Annotated in this window: 13 protein-coding genes and 1 tRNA gene; 8 read left to right on the top strand and 6 right to left on the bottom strand. The window is 55.9% G+C overall.

The features are described from left to right. Positions 1-40 precede the first annotated feature (40 nt). The 7 genes from GN111_RS17650 to GN111_RS17620 all read left to right on the top strand — a co-directional run bounded on the left by GN111_RS17650 (position 41) and on the right by GN111_RS17620 (position 6,418). Positions 41-811, top strand: coding sequence for an electron transfer flavoprotein subunit beta/FixA family protein (locus GN111_RS17650; protein ID WP_155305013.1), 771 nt, complete (start codon positions 41-43; stop codon positions 809-811). 99 nt (positions 812-910) lie between these two features. Continuing rightward, entirely contained in the window at positions 911-1,876 is a 966-nt protein-coding gene (locus GN111_RS17645) for an electron transfer flavoprotein subunit alpha/FixB family protein (RefSeq protein ID WP_155305012.1), read from the top strand. Positions 1,877-2,099: 223 nt separating this feature from the next. Continuing rightward, a complete protein-coding gene (rimO, locus tag GN111_RS17640) occupies positions 2,100-3,434 on the top strand; it encodes a 30S ribosomal protein S12 methylthiotransferase RimO (protein WP_155305011.1) in 1,335 nt (444 codons plus the stop codon). Further along, entirely contained in the window at positions 3,431-4,414 is a 984-nt protein-coding gene (locus tag GN111_RS17635) for a polyprenyl synthetase family protein (protein WP_155305010.1), read from the top strand. The genes rimO and GN111_RS17635 overlap by 4 nt, the downstream gene beginning before the upstream one ends. A gap of 96 nt (positions 4,415-4,510) precedes the next feature. Next, on the top strand, positions 4,511-5,701 hold the full coding sequence (locus GN111_RS17630) for a DUF2066 domain-containing protein (RefSeq protein WP_170302353.1): 1,191 nt from the start codon (positions 4,511-4,513) through the stop codon (positions 5,699-5,701). A 10-nt stretch (positions 5,702-5,711) separates the two neighbouring features. Continuing rightward, entirely contained in the window at positions 5,712-6,272 is a 561-nt protein-coding gene (locus GN111_RS17625) for a CDP-alcohol phosphatidyltransferase family protein (RefSeq protein ID WP_155305008.1), read from the top strand. A 71-nt stretch (positions 6,273-6,343) separates the two neighbouring features. After that, positions 6,344-6,418: transfer RNA gene (locus tag GN111_RS17620), tRNA-Val, on the top strand. Between the two features lie 13 nt (positions 6,419-6,431). On the opposite strand, the gene GN111_RS17615 is transcribed toward GN111_RS17620, so the two are convergent. The 3 genes from GN111_RS17615 to GN111_RS17605 form a co-directional block, all read right to left on the bottom strand. After that, positions 6,432-7,514 carry a tyrosine-type recombinase/integrase gene (locus tag GN111_RS17615; RefSeq protein WP_155305007.1) on the bottom strand — a complete coding sequence of 361 codons (1,083 nt, stop codon included), beginning with the start codon at positions 7,512-7,514 and terminating at the stop codon, positions 6,432-6,434. A 111-nt stretch (positions 7,515-7,625) separates the two neighbouring features. After that, positions 7,626-7,823 (bottom strand): hypothetical protein, encoded by a 198-nt coding sequence (locus tag GN111_RS17610; RefSeq protein ID WP_155305006.1) that lies wholly within the window; start codon positions 7,821-7,823, stop codon positions 7,626-7,628. A gap of 142 nt (positions 7,824-7,965) precedes the next feature. Next, entirely contained in the window at positions 7,966-8,184 is a 219-nt protein-coding gene (locus GN111_RS17605) for a hypothetical protein (RefSeq protein WP_155305005.1), read from the bottom strand. A 227-nt stretch (positions 8,185-8,411) separates the two neighbouring features. Between GN111_RS17605 and GN111_RS17600 the strand changes: the two genes are divergently transcribed. Further along, positions 8,412-8,573 (top strand): ribbon-helix-helix domain-containing protein, encoded by a 162-nt coding sequence (locus GN111_RS17600; protein ID WP_155305004.1) that lies wholly within the window; start codon positions 8,412-8,414, stop codon positions 8,571-8,573. A 621-nt stretch (positions 8,574-9,194) separates the two neighbouring features. On the opposite strand, the gene GN111_RS17595 is transcribed toward GN111_RS17600, so the two are convergent. Genes GN111_RS17595 through GN111_RS17585 form a run of 3 tightly spaced genes read right to left on the bottom strand, consistent with a single transcriptional unit; the run spans position 9,195 to position 12,433 of the window. Next, positions 9,195-10,922 carry a hypothetical protein gene (locus GN111_RS17595; RefSeq protein WP_155305003.1) on the bottom strand — a complete coding sequence of 576 codons (1,728 nt, stop codon included), beginning with the start codon at positions 10,920-10,922 and terminating at the stop codon, positions 9,195-9,197. A 53-nt stretch (positions 10,923-10,975) separates the two neighbouring features. Next, positions 10,976-11,467 (bottom strand): hypothetical protein, encoded by a 492-nt coding sequence (locus tag GN111_RS17590; protein ID WP_155305002.1) that lies wholly within the window; start codon positions 11,465-11,467, stop codon positions 10,976-10,978. 36 nt (positions 11,468-11,503) lie between these two features. Next, the gene (locus tag GN111_RS17585; protein WP_155305001.1) at positions 11,504-12,433 is read right to left on the bottom strand and encodes a hypothetical protein; all 930 of its coding nucleotides are present in this window, start codon (positions 12,431-12,433) and stop codon (positions 11,504-11,506) included. Between the last annotated feature and the right edge of the window lie 19 nt (positions 12,434-12,452).

The raw sequence follows: 12,452 nt of genomic DNA, 5'->3' as shown, positions 1-12,452 counted from the left end.
ACGTCATCCCCGGACCCGAAAACCCAAAGGAAGGTGAAACGTGGAAATAGCCGTACTGCTCAAACAGGTTCCGGCCACCGAGTCCCTGATCGAGATCGCCGACGGCGATATTGCCATCAAGGCCGAAGGGATCAACTGGGTGATGAATCCTTACGACGAACTGGCCGTGGAGGAGGCCCTTCAGATTCGAGATGAAGCCGGCGGATCGGTTACCGTTTTTACGCTGGGACCGGAAAAATCCGTAGAGGCCCTGCGCACCGCCTTGGCCATGGGAGCTGACACTGCCGTCCGAATCGATCCCGGGGATCGGCTTTTAGATGGTCTGGGGACCGCCAAGGTTCTGGCCGGAGAACTGAAAAAAGGCACCTTCGACCTGATTGTCGCAGGGCACCGTGCCGTGGATGACGACAACTTCCAGGTGGGGCCGGCAGTTGCCGAGTTGATGAACATTCCTCACATTTCCATGGTGATCAGACAGGAAGTGGTAGACGGCAAGATTCGCTGTACCCGTACCGTGGACGGCGGCACCCTCGTTCTGGAAGCAGCTCTGCCGGCGCTGATCACCACCCAGCGCGGACTCAACGAACCGCGCTATGCCAGCCTGCCGGGCATCATGAAAGCCAAGAAAAAACCCATCGACACCCGGCCGCTCTCGGAAACCGGAACCGATCCCGGAGATCCTCTGGTGAAGACCATTGCCATGCGCCTGCCTCCCCAGCGGACGGCCGGACGGATCATCGAGGGCGACACGGCAGCCGACAAGGCGGCGGCATTGGTCAAGGCCTTGAGAGAAGAGGCCAAGGTTATTTGACGAGAAGCTCGAAAACGGTTCAATTGAACGAATTCAGGTTTGCGTCAACCCAACCATGCCCGCAACGGCCGGGCCATCCATAATAAAGGGAGAACAATCATGCCAACAGGAATTCTGGCTGTTACCGAACAGGTAGAAGGTGCATTTAAAAATATTTCGTTTGAAGCAATTTCTGCCGGAAAAAAAATCGGAGACGCATTGGGTGGGCCGCTAACCGCCCTGGTCATGGGGGCCGAAGGCGAGGCCATTGCCGGTCAGGCGGCCGAATACGGGGCCGACCGTATCCTGGTCGCCAGCGATGCGGGCCTGAATGACGGCCTGCCCGACGCCTGCACCCAGGCCGTCGATCAGATCGTGGCCCAGTGCGATCCGGCCGTAATCGTGATCGGAGCCACTTCGCTGGGCAAGGACATTGCCGCCCGTCTTTCCGCCCGTCTCCAGGCGCCGCTGGCCATGGATTGCGTGGATGTGCGCGTGGACGGCGATCAGGTTGTGGCCACCCGGCCCATGTATGGTGGCAAAGTGCTGGCCGATGCAAGTCTCTCCGGCAGCCCGGCCATTGTGGCCATTCGTCCACGGGCCATGGAGGCCGTGGCGGCATCGGGGGCCGGCGAGGTGGAAACGGTGGCCGTCAGCCTGGAAGGCACCGTCTTGACCCTTGTTGAAAAACACATGGAATCCGGCAAGATCGATCTGACCGAGGCCGATGTAGTGATCACCGGTGGCAGGGGCATGGGAGGCGAGGATTTTTGCGTGGTCGAGAACCTGGCCAAAACCGTGGACGGTGCCGTGGGTGCGTCGCGCAGCGCCGTGGACGAAGGCTGGCGTCCGGTTTCCGACCAGGTGGGCCAGACCGGTAAAGTGGTGGCGCCCAACCTGTATGTGGCCTGCGGTGTTTCCGGGGCCATTCAGCATCTGGCCGGCATGGCGTCCTCCCGGGTGGTGGTGGCCGTCAACAAGGATCCCGAGGCGCCAATTTTTTCCAAATGCGATTACGGCATCGTTGGGGATTTGTTCGAGGTTGTTCCGGCGATCACGGCGGAGATCGAAAAACTCAAGGGCTGAAGACATCGAAGCAAAACCGGGACTATTTTCAAGTATACCCAATGCATGGCATTGATCGCTATTCTCGTATCCTGCCGCTGTAAATGGGATTGGCCGCCCGAAATATTCGGGCGGCCTTTTGACTTTTAACAGGGTTGCTGGTAGATGATTCCGATGCTGAAACACTGCTATGAACTGAGAATCATGGCGGTTTTATAGTCTTTTGCCAGAATCGGAAAACCCGTTGGATTCGACGCGTCTTTACATCGAAAGTCTGGGCTGTGCCCGCAACCAGGTGGACAGTGAAACCATGGCCGGCCAACTGCGGCTGGCCGGATGGTCCATGGTTCAGGAGCCGGCCCGGGCGGATGTTATCGTTGTCAATACCTGCAGCTTTGTGGCGTCGGCCATCGATGAATCCATTGACACGATTCTCGAACTGGCCCGACATAAAAAAACGGGACGCTGCCGGCGACTCGTGGTGGCCGGGTGTCTGCCGGAGCGATTTCGCGATGCCATTGTCGATGCCCTTCCCGAAGTGGACCAGTTCCTCGGCACGGGTGCTTTTACCCGCATTGCCGATGCGGTGGCCGGAAAAATGCCCCGGGGTAGCTGCCTGCTGCCGGATCCGGACAGCATTCCCATGGATCCAAAAACGGCGCGTCAGCGTGTGCAGGCCCACACCGCCTACCTGAAAATTGCCGAAGGCTGCCGCCGCCGCTGTACCTACTGCATCATCCCGCAGTTGCGGGGCCGCCAGAAGAGCCGGCCCGCTGAACAAATCCTGGAAGAAGCCCGGGAACTGATTGCCGATGGGGTCCGGGAGTTGAACCTGGTGGCCCAGGACACCACTGCCTACGGTCAGGATTTACATGCAGGGATGGGATTCGACACCCTGCTGAAAAGCCTGGCGGAATTGGCTGGCCAGACCTGGATCCGGTTTCTGTACGGCCATCCGGAAAGCATCACAGACCGTGTGATCGAGGCTGTTGCCGACCATGACAATCTGTGCCCCTACTTCGATCTACCCGTTCAGCATTCGGCCGCCAATGTTCTCAGGAAAATGAACCGCCATTACGACCGTCGGCAGATGCTGGATCTGTTTGGCCGCATTCGGGCCGCGGTGCCCGATGCAGCCATCCGGACCACCCTGATTGTCGGGTTTCCCGGAGAAACCGAGGCCGATTTTCAGACGTTGATGGATTTCATCGAACAGGTTCGTTTCGATCACCTTGGGGTTTTCACCTATTCCGATGCCGAGGATCTGCCCTCCCATCGGCTGCCCGATCACGTTCCTGCGGAAGTGGCACGGATGCGCTACGACGCGTTGATGGAAAAACAGATGCAGATTTCGGCCGACAACCTGACCGCCATGGTCGGCCGAACGGTGCCGGTACTGGTCGAGAATCAGAGCGAACCCCATCTTTTTGAGGGGCGCTCCATGCGCCAGGCGCCCGAGGTGGACGGCCTGACCTTCGTTCGGATCGGTCCGGACGGCCCTGATGTTATGGTAGGACAACCGACCCGGGTTCGCATAACGGATGCCCTGGAGTACGATCTTATCGGAGACGCCCTATGACCGTTGGCCTGAAGCAGAAAATCCTGGCGGCCGTTCAAGACGACCTGCAGCGTATCGAAAGGGAACTGGCCGGGAACCTCAACCCCCATTTCGATCTGGTGTCCCGGGTGGCCGGGCACATCCTGTTTGCCGGGGGAAAGCGCCTCCGGCCACTGCTGATGGTGTTGTGTGCGCGGCTGTGCGGCTATTCCGGTGATCGGGACGCCCGCTTTGCCACCATATTCGAATACCTGCATGCCGCCACCTTGCTGCACGACGATCTGGTGGACGGCAGCGAAATGCGGCGGGGAAAAACAGTGGCCAACCAGGTCTGGGACAACCCCACGGCGGTGCTGACCGGAGACTTTCTGCTGGCCCGCGGGCTTTCCATTGCCGCCGACACCGGGTTGTGCGAGGTGATTGAAACCATTGCCGGCATCACCGAGAACATGTCTCAGGGAGAGATTCGCCAGTTGGAGAAGAAAGGCGACATTACCCTGACCGAAGAAGAATATCTGGAGGTGATCCGCTGCAAGACGGCCGTTTTGTTCCAGGGGGCCTGCAGGACCGGCGCTCTGGTTGCCGGTGCGGAACCTATCCGGGTAACGGCTTTGAACGACTACGGCCATCACCTGGGTCTGGCTTTCCAGATGGCCGATGACCTGCTGGACTACACCCAGGACCTGGCGACGATGGGAAAACATGCTGGCGCCGACCTGCGGGAGGGCAAACTGACCCTGCCGTTGATTCACGCCCTGTCCCGGTCATCCGATGCGGATCGTGAGCGGATGCTGGCGGTCCTGAAGAATCCGGATTTCGGCGCGGACGAATTCGAAGGGTTGGTGGATTGCCTGGAAAAGTACGGCGGAATCGCCTATACCCGGGAGCAGGCGGCGGCTCATATTCAGGCCGCCAAGGCTGTCCTGAGACCGTTCGACAACCATCCGACCCGGAAACTGCTGATGGATATTGCCGATTATGCGCTGGTTCGAAAAGCGTAACCGAAAATTATATCAATAGGCGTTTTCAGAACCTCGTCCCGACGTGTTCCGGGGCACTTTGCCCGCTTTGCCAAGATGCGGGCCGGAGATAGACCCATGTTCAAACATAATGCGATGAGAAAATGGATCGGGGCCATCGGCCTGCTGGTTGCTATGGCATTCGTCCCCGCTGCCGGCCATGGAACTTCCCGGCCGGTGGTCAAACAGGTAAACGTGCTGGGTACCGCCGTTGTTCATGGAAATGAATTGGTAGAAGCCCGGCAGAATGCGGTTGACGATGCCCTGGTCGCCGCGGTGGGCCAGGTGGTCGTGGAAATGTTGACCGGTGAAACCGTGGTTCGGCGATTCAAGGTGATCAACGACAACCTTCTGGAGCGACCGAAAGAATATATCCAAAATTACCGGGTGCTGACCGAATCGGTATTGAAAAATACGATCCGGACGCTGGTGCAGGTGGACATTTCCGTCGACCGGGTCAGCCGCGATCTTTCCCGGCTGGGCTTGGCCCTGTCCGGCGCAGCGTATCCGCATATTGTATTCATGATGGCCGAAAAAAACGTCAACGATGAAGATTTTGCCTACTGGTGGGGGGACCGCCGTCTGCAGCAGCGGACGATCAGCGAAGCGGCGGTGGCTGAAGCCTTGCGGACAAGCGGATTTGTCGTCATGGATCCACCCGATATCAGCACGCCGCCGGGACTGCCCGTGACGGTATCCGATGAGCAGATGATAGCCTTTGGCAAACGCCTGGGCGCAGACATCGTTGTTGCCGGCAGCGGCACGGCCGCCCCGGCGCCGAACACCCTGGGGGGCACCATTACTGCCTATGAAGCGGTTGTCGAAGCGCGGGCCCTCAGCGTCCAAAGCGGTAAATCGGTTGCTCGTACGCGTCAGAAATTCGTGGTTTCCGGCCAGGATGCGTTTGCGGGCGGGCGCGAGGCCCTGTCCGGGGCTGGTGCTGCAGCCGGCGATGCGCTGGCACGTCAGATCATGGTGGCCTGGCAGCAGGAACAGGATCGCAGTGCCGCCATCCTGGTGGAGGTGGAGGGAACCGGCGGCCATATTGCCAGCTTCGTGCGACTGAGAACCGCGATTGCCACCCTGTCCGGCGTCAAGGACTTGAAAATGCGTGAAATGTCCAGTGACAAGGCCGTGATGGCCGTCAGTTATCAGGGGACGGCACGATCCCTGGCCGACGCGCTGCTGCTGAAAACGTTCAAAGGCTTCGGTCTCGATATCTACGAGGTAACCACCGAAGTCGTCCGCATTCGGCTGGTGCACCAATAATGCGACGGCTATGAACAGCGGACGGTCCAACACAGTCGTCAACATTCCCAATACCCTGACGCTGGCCCGTTTGCTGATGACGCCGCTGTTTGTCATTCTGTTGTTGCGGGAGCACCTGACCATGGCCTTGGTGGTCTTCAGCCTGGCAGGCATCAGCGACGGGCTGGATGGCTTTATCGCCCGCTGGTTCAACCAGAAGACCCTTGTGGGTGCTTATTTGGATCCGGTGGCGGACAAAGTTCTTCTGGTTTCCTCCTTCGTATGTTTGGCCATCCAGGGAATCCTCCCCGAATGGTTGACGGTGATCGTGCTTTCCCGGGACGTTCTGATCGTCATCGGAATCGCCATTTTTTCTCTCACCGAGAAACCGTATCGGATTCGACCCAGCATGGCCAGCAAATGCACCACGGTTGCCCAGTTCGCCGTGGTGGTCGTTTCTCTGCTGACATCTTCTTTTTCCGGTTTCCATGCGCTGCAGATTCCACTGGTGTGGATGACCGGAACCCTGACTGTGGTTTCCGGGTTTCATTACGTCTACGTCGGTATTCAGATTCTTCAGCAGGAGGTGTAAATGGGGGTATCCGCAGCACCTCATTTTTCTTGACAGGGCCGCGTGCAGATGGTAGCAGAGTCACTTCATGTAGGCGCGTAGCTCAGGGGGAGAGCGCTTCCCTGACACGGAAGAGGTCGTTGGTTCAAATCCAATCGCGCCTACCACAAAATCAATAAGTTACAGGCTGGAACATTTGGAGGGATTCTGAGATGTGACAGTTTTGTGACAAATGATTTTTGAAGCGGTCAACCCATTGAGCAGGTTGACCGCTTTCTTTTTGTGCTCCTGGGTCAAATGGGCGTAGCGTAGCGTCATGGTCATCGTCCGGTGGCCAAGCAGTTCCTGCAAATCCTTGAGTGACCCACCCCGCATCGCAAAGTGACTGGCGAAGGTATGCCGCAGATCATGGAATCGAAAATCCACGATGCCGGCCTTTTTCAATGCGGTTGCGAATGCCTTTTTGACGTCAGCCACCGGCGTCCCCTGGTAATTAAATACGTATTCAGTGGTAAGGTGATCCTTCTTTCTGATCCTCTTGAATAGGTTGTCCAAGTCCTTGTTGATGGGGATTTGCCTGGCCTCATTGGTTTTGGTTTTCGTGAGGTAGATGAACCCATTCCGGACCTGATCCCATTTCAGACTCAATACCTCGCCGCGGCGCATTCCTGTGTTGAGCGTGCATTCGACGATGTTCCGAAGATAGACAGGGCATGCGTTCAGCAGTTTTGGAATCTCTTCCTCAGTCAAAAACCGCAGGCGTTTGTTGTTTTCTTTCCTGACAAGCGGCCGACCTTTATCGAATGGGCTGCTTTCGACCATCTCCCATTCAACGGCCTTCGTGAATACATGCCGCAGGCAGCCAATTGCCTTATTGACCGTTGCCACTGAGCGCTTTTTCTTGTGCTTGGTTAATGTGTTCATCAGGTGATTTCTGTAGGTTTCAAGGTCCACATACCTGATGTTTGATATGAGCGTGTCATCGCCGAACCGAGAGCGAATGTCATCGATAAAATATTGCTTGCAGGTTTTGTAGCTCGGTTGGTGCTTATGATTCTCTTCGTATTTGTCCAGCAGGACCTTTAAGACCGTAGTGCATTCTCGTTTGACATCCAGGTATCGTCCTTCTGCGATCAATGACACCCGTTTGGCCAACTCAGCCTCGGCATCTTTCTTTTTTTTAAAGGCTTTCCTTACACGTTTGCCATTTGGATCGAAATAGTCAATCTGCCAGGTCTTTCCGCGTTTTCTTACTTTAGCCATGGCACCCTCCTTTTAATGCATTAGACTCAACTTGGCGCCGATAGAAACAAACCATCGAGTTGTGGTGGAGCAGCTCGCGGATGTGTCCCGTCCGTTGCTCCCCACGAGAGGCTATGATTTGCTGCAGTGACGCGTCGGCTTGAGCCTCATGGTGCTCATGAGGCGCTCAATTGATTCCGTGGGCATGGTTGGCGTTTTGCTCTCCGAATTTTCCAGGATCTCGGCGGCGCTGTTGATCAATCGTTTCATTTCTTGCAGATCATCCAGGGAGAGCCCTGTGCTCTTTTGATAAGTGGCTTGGTTTCCCATGAGATCCTCCTTTGGCCCGGCCCCCGGAGAGGCCAGGCTTAAGTTTTGTCCAAAAATGCCGATTTGATTTTTTGCAGAGGGATACCCCGCTGCGCTGAGCTCGAAATGACTGCATTGAACTGAATCTCTCCACCCTCTGCCACTATTCAAAGTCTTTTTCATCCTCAATGAGCATGTCAATTCGGTGCTCAACATCGCCCATCACTGCAACGGCGGCCTGGTTCCTTCCCCATGTTGCATCGACGGACTGGCCGTCATCAGCATCCAAGGTCTCGCGTGAGCTTGCGACCATGGCCTTGATGGTACGCAGTTCCTGCAGCATCAACTCCGTCCGGTCCTTAAAATTTTTTCTGATTTCCATTGTGACGCTCCTTTCATAAAAAAACGCCTGGATGTTTCCACCGTCGCGACAACGGCCCCGCTCGTTACCGATACGGGCATCCAGGCATTATTTTGAAATCTGATTGTCATTGTCGCGGTTTTGGAATGAATTGACTTTATATATAGATATGTAGTTGAATAGCTGTCTTGCGTCAAGGTTTTTTTAACTACATTGCTATATTTCTTTTTATTTGCTACATGGTGACCATGAACGAGATAAAACGCAAAGGCTACAACACTACAATTAGGGTTGACCTGATTCGTGAATTAAAGATCCTGGCCGCTGAAAAAGATTGCCGTGTCAATGATCTGCTCGAAGAGGCCATTTTTGACATTCTATCCAAGCATGGAAAAACCCCACCTGAATAGATCGTTTCGCATGAGCTAAGCGTTCATGAGCTCAAATATTCGGCCATAATCCGGCATAATCGACTATTTTAGGCCTCCTCAACATACGGGATGTCAGCATGTGCAAACGGTGACACGCCTCGCCTCGCCGTTTCATCAATGCCAATGCTAGCCGAGGATCCAAAAACAGTAGATATGAGCTTCAGACAGGCTCTGACGTCTTCTGTGGTAAGCTCGATACGACCGGGGGCGTACATCGGGCATCCAACGCAGTCCATAGCTGTGTCGTCACGAGCGCAGCGGTTTAGGCATTTTCGGTAATGAGCGCAAAACGGATCGCGGGTGCCCTGGTCTTTCTTCACGATCGATCCCGCCGCAAGTGCTTCAACGGATTGTACGGCCCGGGCTCCCCGATGCCATCCGGACAAAACCGCGCCGGTTCTTGTAGTGCCCCCTCTTCGATCCTGATGAAATCGTGCGAACACTCGGTGCACTGCCAGACTTCGCGGATATGACGATCATCGTGCCGGTGCTGACGAACGAGTCCGGTTAGCTTAGAGCCGCATTTTGAGCATAAAGGCCTCATCAACCCCCCCTATATATCAATCTATTTAGCCTCATAGAAACACGCAAAGCATCGCCTCAATGTATCGTATCTCCGGCGCCAGGAAACGTCTCCTCGATCTTCAGCGCATCGGCTGGATGTGCATGCTTAAACAGGTTCCAGATGTGCTCTGTATAAGGTTTCCGGCCGGATAGCTGCAGCGTCTGGATGATGCCGTCGCGTACATGCGGATCGATTTGATCCACCTTTTGAGTCATGAGCTTAGCCGCTTCTTTATCCTGCGCCTGGTTGCTACCGTACTCATCTGCGATATTTTCGAACGGCCGATATTTTTTATCCGGGCGATACCAGGGCATTGATTCTGTGTGAAGGTCCAGCAGTTGATTGCCTATGCTGATGATGTCCTGAGTGGAAAGTTTCTTTTTCCGGCTGGCCTCCTCGCGCTCAATGTCAGTGAGCAACTCACTCAGGAACAGCGGTTTCATGTTGTAATAGTCGGTATCCTTGAAAACCCTGTCAAAGCGTTGCTCTAAAGCATCGATTCCGGCCTTATATCCGCTGGGTAGCTTGGCCTCCTCTTGGATGGTTCCCTCAAGCCTGCGGAGCGATTCGACAGTAAGCTGTTGCATTTCCGGCATGGCATAAATTTGGTGCATGTCGGTGATCGCGCCCGTCCGGATTTTAACGTGCAGATCCTTCTCAAGCAGGTCGTTGTTTTGGGTGACCACCTGTCGGGCGTACTGTTCCAAGTTATTGATTTCCTGCTGAGTAAAATCGTTGCTGTTCAGACCGCCGGCCACTTTCATGGCCTGCAGTTGTTTGCCTTCGCGCATGTACCCCCAAAATTTATTATAGCCCTCCACCCGGCGTTGCTTCAGGGCCTCTGTGTTCCTGCGCTCATGTTCTGCCCGCCTGGAGCGTATCCAGCTTGCAACGGTGGTTTTGACGTCCTGGGAGTGCGAAGATTTCGAAACCGAATCGAGCATCGCGTCATAATCGGTGCCGTGCGTGGCGATTGCGGCATCAAAGACAGCCTCGGACAGAATTGGGTTCTTGAGCTGCTCATAGGTATCGGGCAACAGCTTATCTTTCCAGGCTTTGAGATGGTTGAGAGCGGTTTGTGGAGAAACGTCAGCCATGCGCTTTATAGCTGTTGCCCGGAGAGCTGACTCTGCTGCCTGCTTTGAAACGCTCATGTCGAGCCCGGGAAAGGTTTCATCCGCCAGTGTCTTGATCTCTTCGATGGAGTTGGTCAGGACATCCGCATTGCTCCAATTGATCGAAACGTTTTGAACCAGCTGGGCAAGCGTCGTCTCGTAGGTGTTCTGTTTTAGGATCTGGTGTTCGGTCGCTTCATGGCGTGCCAGGCTTTCCAGGGCGTCGGACAAAACTGTTGACGCTTTGATCTTGAAAGCCGCTTGAATTTTTGGATCCAAAATACTTCCGCGGATTCGCTCGATTTCGTCCTCATAGAGTTTTTTACCGCGCCGATAAATCCCGGGCGTTTTCTCCGGATCATTTATGTCACCAATGGCATCCTTGCCTTTAAGCGAGTACAACGGGATGATCGACTCCGTTTCGAACTGCCTGATTTTAGAAACGGCATCGGCCACGCCCATGGCCCGGCGCTCGTGCTGGCGTTGCTCATACCGCTGCTGCGCCTGCTCGCTGATCCCACCGGCAACGGCCGCAGCCTCTTTCAGGCCGGAGTTGGCCGGATCGTTCAGCGGCATGCGGACGTTGCTGGCCGGCTGCATGGTCTTGCTGGGCGCATCGACCAGTCTCTCATATCTCGGGATTTTCATTTTTCACCTCCTGGTGGCGCCCGGCGCATTGCCGCTACCGGGCGCATGTTTTTTTACATGCTCAACGGGCCATGCTTCTTTACGAAACGAGACTTTCCGTCTTCCAAAGCAGCGAGGAGAATGCCCCTAATCATGGATTTGTATTTAAACCGCTCTCGCCCAGCTGTATGTGGGCTTTCGGCATCGTAATACTTTTTCAGTTCCCTCAATTGGTCCAGACGCTCGACGAAGCCGGCAACCACTTCCGGTTGATGATAGAGGTTGTTCCTTTCGAGGGTCCGCAAATCACATTCGCCGTTTTCGTCGTCTCGAAATTCTTTTATAAAATCCCGCACTTCATCTATTGCGCTCTCGCCGAACCGCTCGATGGTCTCGCCCACGGGGTCCTCGGGCTCCGCCTGGGGCCCGTTATCAAATTTCAAGCATGGCCGGCCGTCCTCACCGCGGAGAACGCCATCTCCATCAGGTTTGGGATTCGAGTCAGTAAAGTCGTAATCATCGCTCTTGCCGTCTCCGGGGACATTGTTTGTTCCGTCTGTTGTCATGGTACTTTCCTTTCATTTTGATTTTGATCGCCCGGACTACCCTCCGAGCAGGGTGTTGCGCTTGAGTTTCGGGTCATGCTCGTCGGACAGGCCCTCCGGTCCCGTGAGGATCGTCCCACGCCTGCCGGTGCCAATCAGCCCCAGATCCTGACGCTCGGCAAGCGTCGGTTTCACCGCCGCGGTTTCCTTGATAGCCATGGTCGTGCTCGTTGCCGGTTGCGTAGTAGCCGGGCCAGCATTGGCCTTGGATGCCGTTTGCTGCTCTCCACCAGAACTGCCTCCGGCCTGCGTCGCAACGGTCGATTCGGTGGATAGCCCGAGTGCCTTGGCTGCTTGGTGCTGCGCAAATGACTGCCGGGATTCACTGACCACAAAACTCTCCGTGCTGACCAAGCTGGCGAGGTTGCCGACAATCGGCGACAAGCCGATCTTGCTGGCCAGTTGACCAGCGACCGGAACGACCGACTTGCTAAGCGCAAAATCGGTAACAAACGATACTATCTTTGCCATGGTGTCGCTGGATGAGATATCGGACTCGCTGATATCTCCTCGGGCAACGAGTGCGGCCAGGTAGTTGTCGGCCAGTTCGGATTTATCGACGTCCGAGGCTTTGGACGTGGACATATAGCTTTGCGCCAGCGTTTCAGCGGTCAGGCTTTTTGCAAGGTTGGCGTCCTGCGTGACCGTAACCATTGCACTGATATCTGCGTCGGTCAGGGCTTCTCCTGCGGCCGCTTTTGCCGCTGCTTTGCTGGCCGCTTCGGCTGCAGCCAACCCGGCAACGTCAGCCTCTCCACCAGACGTGGTGCCGGCACCACCAGTTGCCCCGGGTGCGCCGACGGTGTCCTGTCCACCGTATGAACCCGGGTTGCCGATACCGAGCCCACCGAAACCGCCCTGGCCCAAACCACTTGCTGCCGCCGCCTCGCCTGCAGCCAGTCCGGAAACGTCGGCTTCTCCGGCCATACCACCGTGAGAACCTTGG

The organism is Desulfosarcina widdelii (assembly GCF_009688965.1).
GTDB lineage: Bacteria > Desulfobacterota > Desulfobacteria > Desulfobacterales > Desulfosarcinaceae > Desulfosarcina > Desulfosarcina widdelii.
This window is presented reverse-complemented; position numbering and strand designations above follow the sequence as displayed.

Coding starts and splice junctions, on each gene's coding strand:
- GN111_RS17645 (WP_155305012.1), top strand. CDS start 911: ATGCCAACAGGAATTCTGGCTGTTACCGAACAGGTAGAAGGTGCATTT.
- GN111_RS17635 (WP_155305010.1), top strand. CDS start 3,431: ATGACCGTTGGCCTGAAGCAGAAAATCCTGGCGGCCGTTCAAGACGAC.
- GN111_RS17630 (WP_170302353.1), top strand. CDS start 4,511: ATGTTCAAACATAATGCGATGAGAAAATGGATCGGGGCCATCGGCCTG.
- GN111_RS17625 (WP_155305008.1), top strand. CDS start 5,712: ATGAACAGCGGACGGTCCAACACAGTCGTCAACATTCCCAATACCCTG.
- GN111_RS17615 (WP_155305007.1), bottom strand. CDS start 7,514: ATGGCTAAAGTAAGAAAACGCGGAAAGACCTGGCAGATTGACTATTTC.
- GN111_RS17610 (WP_155305006.1), bottom strand. CDS start 7,823: ATGGGAAACCAAGCCACTTATCAAAAGAGCACAGGGCTCTCCCTGGAT.
- GN111_RS17605 (WP_155305005.1), bottom strand. CDS start 8,184: ATGGAAATCAGAAAAAATTTTAAGGACCGGACGGAGTTGATGCTGCAG.
- GN111_RS17600 (WP_155305004.1), top strand. CDS start 8,412: ATGAACGAGATAAAACGCAAAGGCTACAACACTACAATTAGGGTTGAC.
- GN111_RS17595 (WP_155305003.1), bottom strand. CDS start 10,922: ATGAAAATCCCGAGATATGAGAGACTGGTCGATGCGCCCAGCAAGACC.
- GN111_RS17590 (WP_155305002.1), bottom strand. CDS start 11,467: ATGACAACAGACGGAACAAACAATGTCCCCGGAGACGGCAAGAGCGAT.
- GN111_RS17585 (WP_155305001.1), bottom strand. CDS start 12,433: ATGGCCGGAGAAGCCGACGTTTCCGGACTGGCTGCAGGCGAGGCGGCG.